General features: G+C 29.4%; 12 protein-coding genes, 1 pseudogene, 1 riboswitch and 1 other annotated feature. Of the genes and pseudogenes, 10 read left to right on the top strand and 3 right to left on the bottom strand.

All coding sequences use genetic code 11. The annotated features are described in order from the left end of the window. Positions 1–55 precede the first annotated feature (55 nt). Positions 56–904: an Mrp/NBP35 family ATP-binding protein gene (locus HBE96_RS02625; protein ID WP_169296213.1), complete on the top strand. Its 849-nt coding sequence runs from the start codon at positions 56–58 to the stop codon at positions 902–904. 96 nt (positions 905–1,000) lie between these two features. Here HBE96_RS02625 and thiT read toward each other — a convergent pair whose 3' ends face one another. Then, a complete protein-coding gene (gene thiT, locus HBE96_RS02620; RefSeq protein WP_169296212.1) occupies positions 1,001–1,633 on the bottom strand; it encodes an energy-coupled thiamine transporter ThiT in 633 nt (210 codons plus the stop codon). Between the two features lie 81 nt (positions 1,634–1,714). Then, positions 1,715–1,819, bottom strand: a riboswitch (TPP riboswitch). 52 nt (positions 1,820–1,871) lie between these two features. Further along, complete coding sequence (locus HBE96_RS02615) at positions 1,872–2,048, bottom strand: hypothetical protein (RefSeq protein WP_169296211.1); 177 nt, start codon at positions 2,046–2,048, stop codon at positions 1,872–1,874. A 243-nt stretch (positions 2,049–2,291) separates the two neighbouring features. Between HBE96_RS02615 and HBE96_RS02610 the strand changes: the two genes are divergently transcribed. After that, positions 2,292–4,394 (top strand): anaerobic ribonucleoside triphosphate reductase, encoded by a 2,103-nt coding sequence (locus tag HBE96_RS02610; protein WP_169296210.1) that lies wholly within the window; start codon positions 2,292–2,294, stop codon positions 4,392–4,394. Between the two features lie 80 nt (positions 4,395–4,474). Then, positions 4,475–4,989: pseudogene (nrdG, locus tag HBE96_RS02605) on the top strand (anaerobic ribonucleoside-triphosphate reductase activating protein). Between the two features lie 19 nt (positions 4,990–5,008). Here nrdG and HBE96_RS02600 read toward each other — a convergent pair. Further along, the gene (locus HBE96_RS02600) at positions 5,009–5,641 is read right to left on the bottom strand and encodes an MBL fold metallo-hydrolase (protein WP_169296209.1); all 633 of its coding nucleotides are present in this window, start codon (positions 5,639–5,641) and stop codon (positions 5,009–5,011) included. A gap of 359 nt (positions 5,642–6,000) precedes the next feature. Between HBE96_RS02600 and HBE96_RS02595 the strand changes: the two genes are divergently transcribed. The 7 genes from HBE96_RS02595 (at position 6,001) to HBE96_RS02565 (ending at position 20,854) form a co-directional block, all read left to right on the top strand. After that, positions 6,001–7,797 (top strand): N-acetylmuramoyl-L-alanine amidase, encoded by a 1,797-nt coding sequence (locus HBE96_RS02595; RefSeq protein WP_169296208.1) that lies wholly within the window; start codon positions 6,001–6,003, stop codon positions 7,795–7,797. A gap of 85 nt (positions 7,798–7,882) precedes the next feature. Then, positions 7,883–8,110 (top strand) — a binding site (T-box leader). A gap of 96 nt (positions 8,111–8,206) precedes the next feature. Next, positions 8,207–11,311, top strand: a complete 3,105-nt coding sequence (ileS, locus tag HBE96_RS02590) for an isoleucine--tRNA ligase (RefSeq protein ID WP_169296207.1) — start codon at positions 8,207–8,209, stop codon at positions 11,309–11,311. A 162-nt stretch (positions 11,312–11,473) separates the two neighbouring features. Further along, a complete protein-coding gene (locus tag HBE96_RS02585) occupies positions 11,474–12,472 on the top strand; it encodes a LacI family DNA-binding transcriptional regulator (RefSeq protein ID WP_169296206.1) in 999 nt (332 codons plus the stop codon). A 146-nt stretch (positions 12,473–12,618) separates the two neighbouring features. Continuing rightward, positions 12,619–13,230, top strand: a complete 612-nt coding sequence (locus HBE96_RS02580) for a DedA family protein (protein WP_169296205.1) — start codon at positions 12,619–12,621, stop codon at positions 13,228–13,230. Between the two features lie 262 nt (positions 13,231–13,492). Beyond that, positions 13,493–14,680 (top strand): hypothetical protein, encoded by a 1,188-nt coding sequence (locus HBE96_RS02575; RefSeq protein ID WP_169296204.1) that lies wholly within the window; start codon positions 13,493–13,495, stop codon positions 14,678–14,680. Positions 14,681–14,891: 211 nt separating this feature from the next. Beyond that, on the top strand, positions 14,892–16,523 hold the full coding sequence (locus HBE96_RS02570; RefSeq protein WP_169296203.1) for a M20/M25/M40 family metallo-hydrolase: 1,632 nt from the start codon (positions 14,892–14,894) through the stop codon (positions 16,521–16,523). Between the two features lie 368 nt (positions 16,524–16,891). Continuing rightward, positions 16,892–20,854 (top strand): AAA domain-containing protein, encoded by a 3,963-nt coding sequence (locus HBE96_RS02565; RefSeq protein WP_243186808.1) that lies wholly within the window; start codon positions 16,892–16,894, stop codon positions 20,852–20,854. Positions 20,855–20,934 lie beyond the last annotated feature (80 nt).

Raw genomic sequence — 20,934 nt, 5'->3', positions numbered from 1 at the left:
ATTTAAATATATATATTAAAAAAATATTTTTATATTATAGGGGAGGAAATTTTTTATGAGTAATTGCGATAGTTGTTCCAGTAAGGGGAATTGTAATAGTGAAGGAACAGGATGTGGTGGAAAGTTAGAGCCAAAGTATGGCAAAATAAAGCATATAATAGGTATTATAAGCGGAAAAGGAGGAGTGGGTAAGTCAACTGTTACAGGAATACTAGCAACAGAGTTAAGTAAAGCTGGTCATAGTGTTGGAGTATTAGATGGAGATATAACAGGACCTTCAATGCCTAGATTCTTTGGCATAAATAATAAGAGAGCAGAGATGATCCAGGTGGGGGATACTGAGGAAATAAAATTTAGGCCTGTAAAAACTTCAAGAGGGATTAAGGTTATATCCTTAAATCTTTTAACAGAACAAGAAGAACAACCAGTTATATGGAGAGGACCAGTTATAACAGGAGTTTTAAAACAAATGTATTCTGATACTGAATGGGAAGAGTTAGATTACCTTCTTATAGATATGCCTCCAGGAACTGGAGATGTTGCACTGACTATAATGCAGGAGCTGCCATTAGAAGGTTTAGTTGTAGTTTCAACACCTCAAGATATGGTTTCAATGATAGTTAAAAAGGTAATTATTATGGCTGAAAAAATGGGTATAAATGTAATTGGTGCAGTAGAAAATATGGCTTATATTAAATGTGGCAAATGTGGAGAAAAGATAAATGTATTTAGCAAGAAGTCTGCTAAGGAGCATGCTGAACATTTAGGAATACCTCTTCTTGCAGAAATGCCTATTAACTTAAACTTAGTTGAAAGTATGGAAAATGGAACAGTGGAAAAATTTCTAGAAGAATCAAATGAATATGAAGAATTAATACATAATTTTAAAGATAGGATAATGTAGGAGAGAACCGTTTTAAAATTATATTTTAAATTAAAAAGCTATGAAATTAAGTTAATGCTTTAATTTCATAGCTTTAATTTATATACTGTATTTATTTTAATTTTGCGGGATTTTTTTAGTCATCATGGTAGACAATTGTTTTACAGGTAATGCAGCAATAATTACTACACAAATAGCACCTTCTATACCTATAAAAATGCCTTGTGATACAAGTGAATACACGATAGGTGATGTACCTTTTGGAGCAAAGCTTCCGAAGAATATCACTCCTGATATAAAATGACACAAGAAACGAGCAAATGCTGCCACAATTGTGGCTAAAACTTTATTTTTTCTAAAGTATCCTGCTAAGCCTAAAGCTATAAATGGTAAAGGATAATCAAATAAAACTTGAACTGGATGAAGAATATAAGGATCTAGAATAAGGGTTATAATACCATATAGAAAACCAGTAATAAAGCCCACTTCAGGTCCGTAAAGCAAGGCCATTAAAATTATAGGAATCATACTACCTAAAGTTATACTACCGCCTTGAGGAAGATGATATATTCTAAATATTTTAAGTATGGTTGCTAGGGCTAAGGCAATTCCTATTTGAGTAATAAGATGAGTATTAAATTTTACGTTCTTTACTTTTGCTATAAAAAGTATAATTAGTATTAAAGCTAAAAGAGCGAATAAAGATGTTGGGTGTGAAATAATTTCTAGAAAATTTTTATTAAGTGACATGAAAATACCTCCTTGGTGCTATGAGGTACCTGAATAGGGAAATAAAAAACGTATACAAATATAGTATATAATTTTTGCATAGTTTTATGTATATCGCTTTCCTACGCTGGTATTATCCAGGTCAGGTATAAGGGTTAATAAAACATTTTATCTCTCAGCCTCGATGAGACACCCCTAGCACTATATTAACATGATAATTATAACATGGGTTACCAAATATTTCAACAATCTCAATGTTTTAAAATAGGTTTATAAGTTTATCGTTTTTTAGTTCAATATTTTTAGGATTAAAATTTATAGTATCACCTATTTTGCAGTTAGGTGGCAAACTAGAAATTCCTATGTCTAATGTGGTCCCGTCTTCAAAACTTATAAATGCATCTGTAAAACTCATATCTATAATTTTGCCAATCATAAAATATCACCTCAATGATATTTTTAGTATTTATTCATTAATTATTCAAAAAGTAAAAAATATCTCATAAAAAATAAATATCAAATCGTAATGTATAATAAAAAACAAAAGAATTTAAAGATAGATAAAACTAAATTGTGGTAAGATACCATTAACCCTAATTTAAAAATTGCTTAAAAAGTTTTCCCATAGTATAATATCAAAGTGCTTAACACAATATATTGTAGTTTGGAGGAATGGTGTATGCTACATGTTGTGAAGAGGGATGGCAGGAAAGTAGAGTTTGATTCCATAAAAATAACTAATGCCATAAAAGGCTCTTCAGAAGAAATAGGTTATGATTTAAAAGAAAGTGAATTTATAGAGTTAACGCAAAAGGTTATAAAGCAGTTAGAAGAACTTAATGCTGATGAAATAAATGTAGAACAAATACAGAATTTTGTTGAAAAAACACTTTTGAAAAATAATTACAGAGAAATTGGGACAGCATATTGTAATTACAGAAAAGAAAGAAATAAGATTAGAGAAATAAAATCAGATTTAATGAAAGCTATTGAAAAAATAGGTGTAGAGACTGATAGGGATAATGCAAATGTGGGTAATAATTTTAGTTCAAAGCTACTTAGAATAGCAAGCGAATCAAATAAGTGGCATAACTTATCTATTATGCCTAAATATTTAGCTAAGGCTCATGAAAACGGCGACATATATTATCATGATTTAGATAGTTATAATTTAACCACAAATTGTTTACATATACCTACAAAGGAAATACTAACAAGAGGCTTTAATACAGGGTATGGAAATATAAGACCTCCTAGAAGAATAGAATCAGCAGCAGAACTATCATGTATACTTCTACAATCAACTCAAAATGATATGTTTGGAGGACAATCTCATCCCAATTTTGACAATGATATGGGAGTGTTTATAGAACCAACAAGACAGGAAATAAAGAAAGAACTTATAGATTTAGGTATGGATGATAAAAAATTAAGTAATATTATAGAAAAGAAACTTAGGAGAGCTGTAGAACAATCAATGCAGGGGATCGTGTACAATTTAAATACCATGCATTCGAGAGCTGGTTCACAAGTACCTTTTAGTTCTATAAATATAGGAATACCTGATTCCGATAATTCAGCATTAGTTTGTGAAGTATTTTTAACAGAATATGAAAAGGGTCTTGGAATGGGCGAACAGCCTATTTTCCCTAACATAATATTTAGAGTAAAAAAAGGTGTAAATAAAGAACCAGGAGATCCTTATTACTACTTATTTAAGTTAGCTTGTAGAGTGGCTGCTAAAAGAATGAATCCTACTTTTATGAATTTAGATGCAGATTTTAATAAGTTTTACTATGATCAAGGAGTAATTCCTGCTACTATGGGATGTAGAACTTATGTATGTGCTAATGTAAATGGAAAACCAGGAACAGAAGGCAGGGGAAATATAGCACCAACAACTATAAATTTGCCTAGACTTGGAATTGTAGCTAAAAAGGACATAAACAAATTCTTTAAACTTTTAGATAGTAAATTAGAACTTGCAAAAGAATCCCTAATGCATAGATATGGTGTACTTAAGAGATTACGAGTTAAGGATTTGCCATTTGTAGCTGGACAAGGACTTATGAAAGGATCAGAAAACTTGAAGCCTGATGATTCTATAGAACCAATATTAAAGCAGGGAACATGGTCCATAGGATTTATAGGACTTGCTGAAACTTTAATAGCTCTAACAAGTAAACATCATGGAGAAGATGAAGAATCTAGAGAACTTGGAGTAAAAGTAATTACTCATATAAGAAATTATACAGATAAATTAATAGAAGAAACTCATTTAAATTGGAGCTGTTATGCTACTCCAGCAGAAGGATTAAGTGGTAAGTTTATAGCTCAAGATAAAAAGATATTTGGAATTATAAAGGGTGTAACAGATAAAGATTATTATACTAATTCTTATCATATACCAGTAGGATATCCTATATCTATAAAGGATAAGATTGATATAGAAGCACCTTATCATAAGTTATGTAATGCTGGACATATAAGTTATATAGAATTGGATGATTACCCTTCAGCGGAAACAATAATGGATATATTAAATTATGCTTATGATAATACAAATATAAGCTATATGGGTATTAACTTCCATATAAGGTATTGTAGAAACTGTGGAACATATCTTCATGATGAAGAAAACTGTCCTAAATGTGGAAGTGATAATATACAAGGAATATCAAGGGTAACAGGATATCTTTCTTTAGATGAAAGATTTGGAGCAGGTAAAGTAGCAGAAAGGTCAGATAGGTTATCTCAGGGAAGTAATAAACACGTTTATTAAATTATATATTGATATATTTAAAAGGCAGAGAACTTATATCTCTGTCTTTTAAAGTAAAAATTAAATTTGGAGGAGTTAAGATGAGTTTAGATAAAAAGATAAAGTTAGCAGGAATAGCTTATGAAAGCTTAGTAAATGGACCTGGATTGAGACGAGTGTTTTTTCACAGGGTTGTAAGCATAATTGTAAAGGTTGTTTTAATCCAACTACTCACTGCTCAGATGGTGGCGAGTTTAGAAATATGGATGAGTTATTGGAAGATGTAAGAAAAAATCCAATATTAAAAGGCGTAACATTTTCTGGGGGAGATCCTTTTGAACAAGCGGGCGAATTTTCTTATATGGCTGAGAAAATAAGAGAAATGAACTTAAATATATGGTGTTATACAGGGTATACCTTTGAATACATATTGCAGCACAAAGATGAACATAGGGGATGGGAAGAGTTGTTAAATAATATAGATGTACTAGTTGATGGAAAATTTGAAGAGGATAAAAAAGGTCATAATCTTAAATATAGGGGATCTAGTAATCAGAGGATTATAGATGTAAAAAAGAGCCTAAGCACAAAACAGGTGATAGTTTTAGAATTTTAATTAGAGATACAGCATATCTCTAATTAAAATTTAAAATCTTAACAGTATTTTCACTCTCAAGTGGTCCTTCTATAATTAATTTATTGCTGCCAACCTTTTCACCATTTTTCATACAAGTTAGAAAGTTTTCTAAACCTTCTAGTTCAAATGAAAGTAGGGGAGTTTTATAGTGCATAGGAATAATAATAGAACTATTTATAGCTTTAGCTACTTTAGAAGCTTCCTTACCATTTATGGTGTAATTACCGCCTATCGGAATAAGCAGTATATCTATATGTCCTAAATTTTCAATTTCATCTTGAGATAAAACGTATCCTAAATCACCCAAATGACAAACTTTATAACCATCTACGTCTAAAACAAAAATTACATTTTCACCTCTTTTTGCACCTTTAACTTTATCATGATAAGAAGGAATTCCTTTTACTGGAATATCACATAAATTGAAAAATCCTGATTTATCTATTAAGTTATTAAAATTCACCTTTTGTGTATAATCATGATCAAAATGATGGTGGCTTATTGTAACTAGATCTACATTGCCTTCAAATACTTTATATCCAACACTCTCATCAAAAGGATCTGTTAGAATCTTTCTTCCGTGAGAATCCTCTATTAAGAATGATGAATGTCCAAGCCAAGTTATTATCATAAAAACAGCACCTCTTTTAAAAATTATTAGTATGAACTTTCTAATTTATAAATGTTTTGTGAAAGTCCATGTATCAGCTATATTATATTATTATAGCTCTTTTTTATCTATTATATTTATATGCAAAAAGTAACTACAAAAAAGTTTTTAAGTGTAAAACTAACTTTTTTATATTATAATAATAGATAATATATCATTTTAAACCCATATTATTCATAATGCGACAATAATAATACTGTAAATATTACATATAACATATGTAGTAAGTAAAGTATTAGAACATTGTTCAAAGTATGGGAAACCATTTTGATTTATAAAGTATGTATAAATGGTGTTAATATAAATTTGGAGGTGGTTGTTTGAAACTTAAATGGTCAAGCATATTTATAGTTTTTAGTTTTTTACTATTTTTAAGCTCATTTGTTGCGGCTACACATGTCCAGGCAGATGAGATAATTGGTAATGGCATAAAGTCTGATGTGGATACAAATAAGTCATGGACAATAAAATTTAACAAGGAATTGAATAAAAGCACAGTAAATGAATCTAATTTTGTGGTAAAGGATGAAAGTGGACAAACAGTTCCTATAAGTTTAACTATAGGTAGTGATAATAAATCAGTAATAGTTTCTCCTAAGACACAATATGGATGTGGAAAGGGATATAGTCTTACTATAAATAATGTAAAGTCAGTGACAGGCAAGCAATTAGCAAATTCCGAGAAAATGGAATTTTTAACTAAGAGCAGTAGCAAAAATAGTGCATATACTGTTTGTATTGATGCAGCACATGGAGGGTATGACCCAGGAAATATTTCGGCATCTGGATTAAAAGAAAAGGATATAGATTTAGCAGTTGCTTTGAAAGTGGGAAAAGTATTAGAGAATAATGGGGTAAAAGTAGTTTATACAAGGACTAGTGATAGTGTATCCTGGAATAAGGATAATGATTTAAAGACTCGTTTCGACATAGCAAATAAAGCTAACGCTGATTATTTTATAAGTATACGCTGTAATACTTATCCAGAGAAACCTACCGCAAAAGGTACAGAAACCTATTATAGGGATTCAGATGATATAGCACAAAAATTAGCTCAAGCAGTTCAAGGTGAATTTATTAGTAAAACTGGTTCTACAGATAGGGGAGTAAAGTCAGGTTTATCTCAACATGAAATATTAAGAGGCACCAAAGGAAATGCCATAATGGTTGAGCTTGGATTTATGAGTAATGTGGAAGAAAGCTCACTTTTATCAACAAATGATTTTCAAAATAAAAGTGCTAATGGCATAGCGGGTGGAATATTAAAATCATTAAGTTTAGTAAATAAAAATGTTAATATAAGTTCTGTTTCAAATATAAGTGCTTCAGTAGACCAAGGTGGAGCATATGATCTTCCTATTAGTGTAAGTGCAGCTATGAGTGATGGAAGTACTAAAAAGGTTCCAATAAGTTGGAATAGCAAAAAAGCAAATACTTCTAGTGCAGGAACTTATACTTATGAAGGTACAGTACCAGGATATAGTAAAGTTATAAAGCTAATGTTAACAGTAGCAGGAAAACCTGTTCCAGTACCATCACCAAGTACAGATTCAGGTACAATAGTATGTATTGATCCAGGACATGGTAGAGGAAAAGATACAGGAGCTACTGGAATAAATGGTCTTCAAGAAGATGATGTTACTTTATCAGTAGGCTTAAAAGTAGGAAAAATACTTGAAAATCACGGAATAAAAGTAGTATATACAAGAACAACAGATGAAAGATCAATACCTATGGATGTTACAACTAGTTTGCAAAAGCGTTGTGACGTATCAAATAATGCAAATGCTAAGTATTTTGTGTGCATTCATTGCAATTCTTTTGATTCAGAATCAGCATTAGGTACAGAAACTTTGGTAAATCAGGATAATCCAGAGGCAGCTAAACTGGCACAAGCTATACAAAGTAGTATTGTAAATGAAGTAGGTACGTACAATAGGGGGTTAAAGGATGGAAATTGGCTCTATGTTGTAAAAAATACTAGGGCATCAGCGGTATTAACAGAATTAGGATTTTTGACAAATCCTTCAGATGCTCAAAAATTAAGCAGTGATGAATATAGACAAAAATTTGCACAAGCTATTGCGGATGGAATATTACAGTGTGTTGGAAAATAGAAAAATTATTATTAAATAATTGACAACTAAAAAACCTTATAATATAATAAGAGAAAATTATAATTAAAATTTAGAATATATTAAATTAAAGATGTTGAACAGGAAAAGTATTTAAACTAAGTTACTTACAGAGAGTGAAGAGTGGTGAAAATTCACAGGAAAGTTTAAAGAAAATCACCTGGGAGTTAAAAGGCAGAATAAGTTTTAGTGCTTTAGTAAGTTTTTTCGTTATCCTGCGTTAAAGGATAGAGTATGATTGTACTTAAAATTTTTTACCCATAGGTGGTATAACGAATATAACTTCGTCCTATTTTGGATGAAGTTTTTTTATATTGTAAAATTTTATAAAATAGTATAAAAAAAATAAAATAGCAAAAAATTACCTAATAAATAGAAAGGGGCTAAAAGCATGTACAAAAAAATTGATAACTCTAGAAGTTTCGTGGATATGGAAAAAGATATAATGAAATTCTGGGATGCTAAAGATATAATTAAGAAAAACTTTGATTTAAACGAGGACGGAGAATATTTTACTTTTTATGATGGACCACCAACAGCTAATGGAAAACCTCATGTAGGGCATGTACTAACAAGAGTAATGAAGGATTTAATTCCTAGATATAAGGTTATGAAAGGTTACAAAGTATTAAGAAAAGCTGGTTGGGATACTCATGGACTTCCAGTAGAACTTGAAGTTGAAAAAACTCTTGGTATTTCAGGAAAACCTCAGATTGAAGAATATGGAGTAGAAGACTTCATAAAAAAATGTAAAGGCAGCGTTTTTACATATGTGAGTCAATGGGAAGAAATGACTAAAAGTGTGGGTTACTGGGTTGACATGGAAAAACCGTATATAACTTATGATAATAATTATATAGAATCAGTTTGGTGGGCATTAAAGAGCATATGGGATAAAGATCTTTTATATAAGGGCCATAAAATAGTACCATATTGCCCAAGATGTGGAACAGCTCTTTCTTCACATGAAGTTTCACAAGGATATAAAGATGTAAAAGAAACATCAGTTTATGTTAAGTTTAAAGTTAAAAATGAAGATAAATATATTTTAGCTTGGACAACTACACCTTGGACACTTCCAAGTAATATGGCATTAGTAATAAATAAAAAGTATGAATATGTGGAAGTTATAAATAATGATGAGCATTTAATTTTAGCAGAAGCACTTTTAGGAAAACTTGAAGGCGAATATGAAGTTTTAAGAAAGTTCAGTGGTGAAGAATTATTAGGTGTAGAATACGAACCTATGTTTAATTTTGTACCATTTGAAGGAAAAGCACATTATATAGCTCATGGAGATTATGTAACATTAACAGATGGTACAGGAGTAGTCCATACTGCACCTGCATTTGGTGAAGATGATAACATGGTATGCAAACAAAATAATATACCATTTATTAATCCTGTAGATACAGAAGGAAAATTTACAGATGAAGTTACACCATGGAAAGGTATGTTTGTAAAAGATGCAGATCCTAAAATTATAGAATACTTAAAGGAAAAAAATATATTATATAAAGCAGAAAAATTTACTCACTCATACCCATTCTGCTGGAGATGTGATACACCATTATTATATTATCCAAGACAAACTTGGTTTATAAAAATGTCATCTTTAAGAGATAAGTTAGTTAAGAATACAAATAATACAAATTGGTATCCTGATAATATTAGAACAGGAAGATTTGGAAACTTTGTTGAAAATGTTATAGATTGGGGTTTAAGTAGAGAAAGATATTGGGGTACTCCACTTCCAATATGGGAATGTGACTGTGGTCATAAGGAATGTATAGGAAGTATAGAAGAACTTAAGCAAAAAGGAATAAATGTACCAGAAGGTATAGAACTTCATAAGCCATATATAGATAATGTAAAATTGAAATGTCCACACTGTGGAAAAGAAATGACAAGAGTTACAGAAGTAATTGATTGCTGGTTTGATTCAGGATCAATGCCTTTTGCTCAGCATCATTACCCATTTGAAAATAAAGAACTGTTTGAGCAAAATTTCCCAGCACAATTTATTTCAGAAGCTGTAGATCAAACAAGAGGATGGTTTTATACATTAATGGCTATATCTACAGTAATATTTGATAAGAGCCCATTTGAAAATTGTGTAGTATTAGGTCATGTACTTGATAAACATGGTTTAAAAATGTCAAAACATAAGGGGAATGTATTAAGTCCTACTACAGTGATTGAAAACGAAGGTGCTGATGCAACTAGATGGTATTTTTATACTGCAAGTGCTCCATGGCTTCCATCAAGATTTTATGAAGAAGCTGTACAGGAAAGTCAAAGAAAATTCCTAGGAACTTTGTGGAATGTATATTCATTCTATGTACTATATGCGGATATAGACAAATTCAATCCTTTAGAGTATAAAGATTTTGTAAGTGATAATGTAATGGATAAATGGGTTATGTCAAGATTAAATTCATTAATTAAAGAAACAGAAGACCATTTAGATAATTATAGAATTACTCAAGCAGCCACTAATATTGGAGAATTTGTAGATGAACTTTCTAACTGGTATGTTAGAAGAAACAGAGCAAGATTCTGGAGTGAAAGTTTAACAGATGATAAAATAGGAGCATATATAACTTTATATAGGGTTATCACTACATTAACAAAGATAGCAGGTCCATTTGTACCATTTATGACAGAAGAAATATATCAAAATCTTGTAGTTAATATTGATAAAGATGCACCTGAAAGTTTACATTTATGTAAATGGCCTGAATATAATGAAAACTTTGTAGATAAAAAGCTAGAAGAAGATATGGCAGAAGCTTACAAGGTGGTTAGATTAGGAAGAAGTGCTAGAAATTCAGCTAACATTAAGAATAGGCAGCCTCTTTCAGAAATGCTTGTAAGTTCAAAATCTCTTCCAGAATACTATGGAGATATTATAAAAGATGAATTAAATATAAAAGAAGTAGAATTTGGAGCTGATTTATCTAAATACGTTAATTTTGATATTAAACCAAACTTACCTGTAATTGGTAAAAAATATGGTAAATTAATACCACAGATAAGAAAAGAAATTTCAGCAATTAACCAAATGGAACTTGCACAGAAAGTAAGAGAAGGAAAGACAGTAATAGTTTATGTAGATGATAACGAAATAGAATTAAATGAAGAAAATCTATTAGTTACAATGCAGGGACTTGAAGGTTTTGCATTTGCTGGAGAAGGAACTATAGGAGTAGTACTAGATACAAATATTACTGAAGAGCTAAGAGAAGCTGGAAATGTTAGAGAAATTCTAAGTAAAGTACAAAATATGAGAAAAGAAAGTGGATTTGAAGTAGCTGATAAGATAAAACTATATGTATCATCAAATCCAATGCTTGAAGGTATAATTAAGAAATTTGAAGAGGAAATAAAGAAAGAAACATTAACAGTTGAAGTTATATACGGTGAAAATAAAGAATATAATAAGTGCAAAATAAATGGTGAAGATCTTGATATGTTTGTAGAAGTTGTTAAATAAGTATTTTAATAATTAGAATTGAAATGTGTATAAGATATAATAAAAATCTTATACACATTTTTTATGAATGGTATAATATTGAAGAAATATTATAAAGTAACTTGTAATGATAAGGGTTTATAAGTATAATAAATAAAAGAAAATATAACAGGAGTTGATAAAATGGCAGCATCAATAAAGGATGTAGCAAAAGAAGCAGGAGTTTCTATAGCTACAGTTTCTAGGGTTTTAAATGATGTAGACGTTGTAAATGAAGAAACTAAAAAGAAAGTTTTAGAAGCTATAAATAAGTTAGGATATAGACCTAATATAGTGGCAAGAAGTTTAAAAACGCAAAAAACAAGCACAATAGGAATAATAATACCAGATATATCCAGCCAATTCTATCCAGAGATAGTAAGAGGAGCTGAAGATGTAGCTAACATATATAATTACAATATAATGCTATGTAATACAGATTTGGATCCTGAAAAAGAAATGGAATACTTAAAAGTATTAAAGGAAAAAATGGTAGATGGAGTTCTTTATATGAGTAATTCACTGGAAGATAATATAGTGGATCTTATAAAAAATTTGCAAATTCCTATGGTACTTGTAGAGACTACTAGTAAGGAAGGTAATATACCTAGTGTAACTATAGATAATGAAAAGGCAGCATTGGATGCTGTAAATTATTTAATAAAAAAGGGCAATAAAAAAATAGCTTACATAGGAACGCATGAAGATGCAGTTAATGCTAGTGCATTAAGATATGCAGGCTACAAAAGTGCATTATCACAAAATAATATAAGTTTAAATGAAAAACTTGTACATTTTGGAGGATTAAAAGTATCAGATGGTGATGAGGGAATAAATGATATTTTAAAAAATGAAAACATTGATGCAGTATTTTGCTCTAGTGATGAAATTGCTATGGGAGCTATAAATGCATTAAGAGATAAGAATATAAAAGTTCCTGAACAGGTGGATGTAATAGGATTTGATAATATATATTCTGCATCAGTATTTTATCCAAAGCTTACTACCATAGGACTACCTATGTATGATATGGGTTCTGTTGGAATGAGAATGCTTATAAAAGTCATAAATAAAAAAGAAGTGGAAAATGAAAATTATGTCCTTGATTATGAGTTAATAGAGAGAAATTCCTGTAAAAAGTAATCTTTATTAAAGTATATACAATTTATCAACATTTATTTAATATAAACTTAACAGAAAAGTCTCTTTAAATGCTTTATAATTGTACTGTAAGTGTAAAAATTTATGAGTAACATTGATAAATACTTTTAATAAAGAAAGGAAAACGTATGGTAGAAAGTTTAATAACTGCAGTTATTTTGGTTTTAGATAAACTTGGGTACATAGGAATTTTCGTAGGAATGGCACTAGAAAGTGCATGTATACCAATTCCAAGTGAGGCAATACTGCCTTTTGGAGGTTACTTAAGTTTTACAGGAAGATTAAATTTAATAGCTGCAATACTAGTTGGAACTATTGGTGGAACTGTAGGTTCAATAGCAGCATATTATTTAGGTAAGCTTGGTGGAAGGCCTTTGGTAGAAAAGTATGCGGACAAACTGAGAATATCTAAAAGTAAGATAGAAAAAAGTGATGAATATTTTAATAAATATGGAGAAAAAATAGTCTTTTATTCAAGGCTTTTGCCTATAATAAGAACATTTATATCACTTCCAGCAGGTATAAGTAAAATGGACTTTAAAAAATTTACTATATATACTTTTTTAGGATCATTAATATGGAGTGTAGTGTTAGGCTATGCTGGATATAAAATGGGTCAAAACTGGATTATGATTCGTTCCTGGTTCCATATAGCTGATATAGCCTTAGTAGTGTGTATAATTGGGTTTATAATGTACAAATTAATAATGAAACGCAGAAATGTAAATACAGAAAATTAGTAAGTAACTTACCTAAAAGTAAAATGTTTTATATAAAGAACACTTTTGCTTTTTAGGTAAGTTTTTTTGCTTAAAAGTTTGCAAAATAAACCTGAGTTTAGATAAATATAGAAAAAGCGAGAAAACAATAGCAAAATGAAGGCAAGTTATAGTAAAAAGATTTGGTTTAAAAAAACTCCCTTAAAAGGTATTAAAAAACTTATTGACTGGTATTATTCACGATGATATAATGAGTACATAATTTGGATGGGGGGACTTAATAATGAAAAGTTTAAAAAAGTTAGTTACATTAGCAATTTCTATGACAATGGTTTCTTCTATTTTTACAGGATGTAGTTATGAGGGAAAATCACTTTCTGATGCTTTTACAAAAACACAAAAAGCCACTAGCTCCGAATTTAAAACACAAATTGGATTACGATTTAATGCAGAAAATCTTTCGGCAGAGGAACAACAGGAAATTGGAAAAGCTATTCCTATGATAAATGCTTCAAAGTTAACTATGAATGGTAAAATGAATCAAAGCAATAATGGGAAGAGTGGAAAGATGCAGGCAGATATGGCAGTACAGGTAGGAAATATGCCAATAAACATGGGACTTTGGATAGATACAAATACAGCAAATGATAAAGTTGATTTTAAAGAAATATTAAAAATGCCAGATGCGCAATCATCAAAAATGAATGGAAAACAGTACATTGTTTTAGATAGTTCAAATATAAATGAAAATGGTGCAGTTGGGGCTGATCTTGCAAAAACTAGTCAGGATATGCAAAAGAAGCTTTCAGAGCTTACAATAAAGAGTATGGCAAGCTTTGATCCTAAATTTAAGCTTATTACAGATGAAGGAACTCAATACTGGAATCTTGCAGACGGAGCAAGAAATGTTCATGTTTATGAAATTAAATTAAATGATAAAAATTTTAAAGATTTAATAAAATATACTTCAAACAGTATAGTAAATAGTAAGGAGACTAAAGATTTCTTAAAAGATTATTTAACTACAGTTACGAAGGTTTCTGCTGATAAGGGGCAAGCAGCAACTACTCAAGCAGAAATAGATAAGTCATTTTCAGATTTTGAAAAAGGATTACCACAGTTTACAACTAACATGAATAAAGTATTAAATGCTTTTGATGGAGTAACTCTTGTTGGAGACAAAGGAATTGTAATTGACTATGCAGTTGATAGTAATGGATACATTGTTGGAGAAAAAGGTAATATAGATTTAGTATTTGATTCACCAAAATTTATGTCAGTAGTTCAGGATTTAAGTAATACAAAAAATAATAATGCAGCAAATAAACTTACTGGCATATACAAATTAGGTATTGATTTTAATACAAGTATCTTTAATATAAATAAGAATGTGGAAATAAAATTCCCAGAAATAAATAGCCAAAATTCTATTAGATATGAGGATTTAATTAGTCAGAATAAAATTAAATAATTATAAAATAGCAGGATCAGAAATAATTGATCCTGCTATTTTTTAGTTATTGTATTCTAATAGATAACAAATTTGCAAATAGTATTTACTGACTAAATTAAATAAAGCACTTGATTTAGAAATTATTCATTAACTATAATGTATATAGAAAGTATAAACAATTATAGAAGATATTTAAAATGAAATTATATAAGAAAAGAGGAAAATAAAAATGAAATTCAGCGATAAAATTTATGAAACATTAAAAGAATTAGTTGCTGTTCCAAGTGTGTCAGGTACAGAGAAGGAAAACTTGGCATCTGAAAAAATATATGATATGTTGTCAAATATGGCTTATTTTAAAGAGAATAAGGGCAATTTTGGTATAGAAGAAGTTGAAGGAGATTACTTAAAAAGAAAATTTGTATGGGCTATAGTAAATGGAAAACAAAAATCAAAAAATACGCTAATTTTAACAGGGCATTTTGATGTGGTTGGTATAGAGGAATTTGGTCATTTAAAATCTGTTGCCTTTGATATGGAAGAATGTACAAAGAGAATTTCTCAATTAAATTTGGACAAAGATGCTTTAGAAGATCTTAAATCGGGTAAATGGATTTTTGGAAGAGGAACTGCAGATATGAAATGCGGTATTGCAATAAATATAGAGTTAATTAGAAAATTTAGTGAAGACCAAGATTTTAAGGGCAATTTGTTATTTTTAGCAGTACCAGGAGAAGAAAGTAATTCTGAGGGTATGGTAGCTGCAGTACCATTTTTATTGAAACTTCAGGAGAAAATGAACTATGATTATTGTGGTGCCATAATATCAGAATGTAGTATACCGCAAAATAAGAATGAAGAATTTAAGAGATTATATATGGGCAGTGTAGGCAAAATAATGCCGTTATTTTTATGTGTAGGTAAAGAAACTCATGTTGGAGAACCTCTTAAAGGATTAAATCCTAATATATTAGTTTCAGAAGTAAATAGAATTTTGGAAAATAACCCTGATTTTTCTGATCAAGTTAATAACATTACAACGCCACTTCCTATGTGCTTGAAGCAAATGGATTTAAAAGAATTATATTCTGTACAAAGTCCTTTATATGCAGCAGCATATTATAATTTATTTACACTTAGTATGTCAGAAGAAGAACTTATGAATAAATTAAAGAATTTAGCTTTAGAAGCTTTTAATAATGTGTTATATGATATTAAAAATAAAAGAGAGCGTTTCGTAAAAAAGAGTGGGAAGGAATTTCAATGTATAGAAATTGAACCTTGTGTTATGACTTATGAGGAATTACTTTTTGAGGTTAAAAGCAAGGATAAAAATTTTGGAGATTATATAAAAGAAAAAGTTGAACTTTGGAAAAAGCAAAATAAGGATAATCAAACTATAGCTATAAACATAGTTAAAGAGACTTGTGAAAAGTATGAAGATAAAAAACCTATGATAATAGTTTCATTTATTCCTCCTTATTATCCTCATAAGTATTTAGAAGGAAAAGATGAAAAAAGTAAAAATTTTATAGGTGCTATAGATAAAACTATAGAATATGCTTATAAAGAATTTGACGAAAAAATTATTAAAGAAGATTTTTTTATGGGAATATCTGATTTAAGTTATACTGGTATAGAGAAAAATCAGAATTTATCTAATTTATCTTCAAATATTGTTGGATATGGTACAAGTTACAATTTGCCACTAGAAAGTTTAAGCAAGCTTAATATTCCAGCAATAGTATTTGGTGGTGAGGGAAAGGATTTCCACAAGTATAGTGAAAGATTGAATGTTCCTTATACCTTAAATGTGACACCGGAGTTATACAAATACATGATTTATTCTTTATTAAAATAAGTAGTATATGAAAATAGAAGCTATAAAATATGGAGATAAACTCTATATTTTATGGCTTTTTAATTTAAAAGTGAAAATAAATTGTATTAGTTTTTTATACTTAAAGCTTTATTTTTATAACTTAAATAAGTCTAAAAACGGTGTCATTTTAATATGAAATATGTTTAACGAAAGATTTGGACAATAGAAAATAAAATGGTATAATTTAACATAAAAGTAAATATATCTATAAGTACGGTGTGGGGTGAAAAAATGGATTATAAAAAAAAGTTAAAGAAATATTTTCATATCTACTAAGTGTAAAAAATTTAAATGAAAAAATAGTAAGGAATGTCTCAGAATACGAAAAGCTATATTGGGAAAATGATTTGATAGCTGTTGATGGCTGCAGTGTAAATAAGATATCAAAGGTAGAGTGGTGGCTAGAAGTAACAAAGAAATGTAAGTCTGTATATGATCAATTATTTAAACTATATTTAGAAGTTCAAAAAAAAGCAGAAGGTATAGAAATAGTATGGGGACATGCTCTTCTTGTTTGGAGAGTTGATAATGAAAAGATAGTACATCCAGTGGTTACAACTAGAATGAAGCTAAGTTTTGATGTTAAAGAAAGTATATTTCATTTAACACCAATAAGTCCAACCTGCTTAGAAACGGGAATATTTGAGGGAATAAATGTATCGAATTTACATAGTATAATGCAGATGGAAAATGAGATAAGTAGCACTAATGTAGATCCTAGAAGTATGAATAATATTAAAAATATATTGGAGGATATAATATCTTACTTAAGTCCTAGTGGAGAAATAAAGAGCTGTGGGATAACTATGGACAAGCTAAAACCAGGTAAAAATCCTCTTATCTGTGACAGTCCTGTGATTTTAGTGAGAAAAAATAATGTAAGGTTATGGCAAAAGGAAATTATTAATATTAATAATAAAATAGACAACGGATATGTTATACCGGAAACAGTAAAGGCATTAGTATGTGATAAAAGAATAGAACAAAGTGATGCTGATGCTAAAGAGTGGGATAGTGTTGGAGAAGACATACTGTTTCCACTTGATACAAATTTTGAGCAGAAACAAGTTGTTAAAAAGTTATGTGAAAATTATGGAGTTGTAGTACAAGGGCCACCGGGAACGGGAAAGAGTCATACTATAGTTAATTTAATATGTCATCTTCTTGCACATGGCAAAAGTGTACTTGTAACAAGTCAAACAGACAAAGCTTTAAGAGTGCTAGTTGACATGATACCTGAACATATTAAGCCTTTATGTATGAGTGTGCTCGGAAATGATTCAAATTCTTTAAAGGAACTTAATGAAGCTGTAAGAAAAATAACAGATAATTTGTCTGTGGATACTAATGTATTAAGTAAAGAAATAGAAACATCAAAAAAAGAATTAGAGGAGTGCAGAAAAAAACAAAATCATTTATACAACAGGTTAACAGAAATTAAGAATACTGAAAGTGAAAGCATAAAATATAAAGGTCAGTATTATAAAATGATAGATATTGCAAAGTGGGTAAGAGAAAATAGAAAACAATATTCATGGATAGAAGATGATGTTAAGTATCAGCAAGCTATGCCTTTAAGTAAAGAAGAATTTTTAAAGTTAAAGGAACTTTTAAAATCTATAGATAAAGAAGAAAAGTTTTATTTTGATAGCATAAAAGGTTTATTAGATAAGATACCTACAGGAACTGAAATTTATGATAAAGTATCAAGATTTAATGCACTTAATAAAAATTATAAAGAAAATATGAAATTATTAAATAACTGGAGAATACCAGATAATAATAGATGCGATTATGGAGCTCTTTTAAGTATGCTTAAGCAGTGTAAAGATGAAATGGCAGATATAGAAAATGGCGGATTTAAAAACATGTTAGAGCTTTATTATAGTAGTAAAATAGCTCATGATCAATTTATGGATGTAGTTTTTAGAGGTAATAATTACCTTTTGATGCTTAGTAAGGACAAAAATAAGTTAAAAAATTATAATATAGAAATACCAAGCGATGTAGACATAGATAAGTTAAGCAAAGATTTTGATGTTGTATATAATAATTTTAATTCTAAAGGCAAGATTAAAAAAATTTTTAGGATTATTCATTCTGAGTATAATTATATTTTTACACAGTGTAAGGTAAATTCTATTGAAATAGAGAATTTAGATCAGGCATCTGTATTAAAAGTATATATTCATCAGCAAAAAGTAACTAAAGATTTAAAGATATTGTGGAATGACATAGCAAAGGAATATGGAGATTCATCGCAAGGGTGTAAGGAGGAACTAGAAGTAATAAATGTGGAACAAAATATTAAAAAGTTAAATTCTATAATTGATTGGGATGTAAAATGCAAGAGCAAAATAATATCTTTATTGGGGAGAATTTCAGTACCAGAAGATATAAATTGGCATACCTCAAAAAGCTACGGTTATTTAATAGAATGCGTACAAGCTATTAAAAAAATGGATGAATATAATGAACTTAAAGCTTATATTGAAGTATTAAAAAAGCTAATTTTATCTACAGATAAGTTAGATGAATTATATAATGCAATTGAATTGATGGATGTAAAAAAAATAAGAGAACAATCAAAAAAAATAGAATACTTTAAAGTAATAAAAAGTGATTTTGTAAAATTAGATGAATTTATAAATAGAATAGCAAAAGTATGTCCTATTACGGCTGGAAAAATAATTGATTCCTGGGAGCATGGTTTAAAAAGCTTTGAAGACTTTGAATGTGCATGGAAATGGTGTGAGTGGAATAGCTTGCTTAAGGATGTTTATAAGTTGAATTTAGAATTTATAGAAGAAGCAATAGAAGAAAATAGGAGAAGAGAAAAAATAATTATAAGAGATATAGTATCTAAAAAAACTTGGTATAATCAAATACTTAGAACTACTGAAGCTGAAAAAAGAAGCCTTTTTGCTTGGCTTCAAGCCATCAAAAGAATAGGTAAGGGCACAGGGAAAATGGTATCGGAGTATAGAAAGATAGCTCAAGATGAAATGGAGAAGTGTAAAGAAACCATACCTGTTTGGATCATGCCTATGAATAGGGTAATTGAAAATATAAAATTATCAAGAAAGTTATTTGATGTTATTATTTGTGATGAAAGCAGTCAGAGCGATATATTTTCTATATGCGCATTGATGAGGGCAAAAAAAGCAGTTGTAGTTGGAGATGATAAGCAGATTAGTCCTGAAACTGTAGGAATAGATCATGGGGTTATACAAGGACTTATTAATAATCATTTAAAGGATATCCCTCAAAGAGAGTGGTTTGATTTACAAACTAGTCTTTATGATACTGCACTTAGAGTTTTTCCAAATAGATTAATTCTTAGGGAGCATTTTAGGTGTGTTCCAGAGATTATTGGATTTAGTAATATGCTTTGCTATTCTAATGAAATAAAACCATTAAGATATCCTAAGTTTTCGGAAGTATTATATCCTCCTATTATAGCTATTAAAGCTGAGAATGGATACAGGGAGCATAATAAGCCTATAAATGTTCCAGAAGCGGAGCTTTTGGTAAGTAAGATAGTTGAATGTTGTAAAGATAGAAAGTACAAGGGCATGACTATGGGAGTTATATCTTTGCTAGGGGATATTCAAAGTGAATTAATTGAAAATATGATAAGAGAAAAAATAGGAGAAGAGGAGATGATAAAAAGAAGGTTGGTATGTGGAGATGCTTATTCCTTCCAAGGAGACGAAAGAGACATTATGTTTTTATCAATGGTTATTGGAAATAACGTCAAATTTGCTCCTTTAACTAGAGAATCAGATATAAGAAGATTTAATGTAGCAGCAAGTAGGGCAAGAAATCAAATGTGGTTATTTTATTCTGTAGAATTGGAAGATTTAAATAAGTCTTGTGTAAGATATTCTTTACTTAATTATTGTCTTAATTATGAGAAATATAGAAAAAGAGATGAGAATTTAGAATGGGTTTTTCAGTCTAAATTTCAGAGAGATATATATAATGGCATAAAGGATAAGGGATATAATGTAATGCCTCAAATAAAGATAGGAGGTTATAAAGTAGATTTTGTTATAGAGGGAGAAAGAAATAGAGCTGCAGTTATTTGTGATGAAGGCATGGTAGATAAAAACATGGATGTAAAGAAGAATATGGAGACAAGGTTAAGCTTAGAAAGAATAGGCTGGTCATTTTTTAGAATAAGAGGAAGTGAATTTTACTATAATCCTGAAAAGGTTATGGAAAAATTATGCAATAGGTTAAACAGAATTGGAATTGGAAAATATGATATAAAAAGAACTTCAAATGAAGCTCTTAAAGTAGTATAAAATAATTTTAAAATAACACTTGCTTATATTTATAATTATTAAGTAGGTGTTATTTTTGTGTAAAAAAGGTGGTTTAAGGA

Source organism: Clostridium muellerianum (assembly GCF_012926525.1).
GTDB lineage: Bacteria > Bacillota > Clostridia > Clostridiales > Clostridiaceae > Clostridium_AM > Clostridium_AM muellerianum.
The sequence above is the reverse complement of the archived record's forward strand: the minus strand, read 5'-3'. Positions and strand labels throughout refer to the sequence as shown.

Coding starts and splice junctions, on each gene's coding strand:
- HBE96_RS02610 (WP_169296210.1), top strand. CDS start 2,292: ATGCTACATGTTGTGAAGAGGGATGGCAGGAAAGTAGAGTTTGATTCC.
- HBE96_RS02580 (WP_169296205.1), top strand. CDS start 12,619: ATGGTAGAAAGTTTAATAACTGCAGTTATTTTGGTTTTAGATAAACTT.
- HBE96_RS02615 (WP_169296211.1), bottom strand. CDS start 2,048: ATGATTGGCAAAATTATAGATATGAGTTTTACAGATGCATTTATAAGT.
- HBE96_RS02625 (WP_169296213.1), top strand. CDS start 56: ATGAGTAATTGCGATAGTTGTTCCAGTAAGGGGAATTGTAATAGTGAA.
- HBE96_RS02575 (WP_169296204.1), top strand. CDS start 13,493: ATGAAAAGTTTAAAAAAGTTAGTTACATTAGCAATTTCTATGACAATG.
- ileS (WP_169296207.1), top strand. CDS start 8,207: ATGTACAAAAAAATTGATAACTCTAGAAGTTTCGTGGATATGGAAAAA.
- HBE96_RS02600 (WP_169296209.1), bottom strand. CDS start 5,641: ATGATAATAACTTGGCTTGGACATTCATCATTCTTAATAGAGGATTCT.
- thiT (WP_169296212.1), bottom strand. CDS start 1,633: ATGTCACTTAATAAAAATTTTCTAGAAATTATTTCACACCCAACATCT.
- HBE96_RS02570 (WP_169296203.1), top strand. CDS start 14,892: ATGAAATTCAGCGATAAAATTTATGAAACATTAAAAGAATTAGTTGCT.
- HBE96_RS02585 (WP_169296206.1), top strand. CDS start 11,474: ATGGCAGCATCAATAAAGGATGTAGCAAAAGAAGCAGGAGTTTCTATA.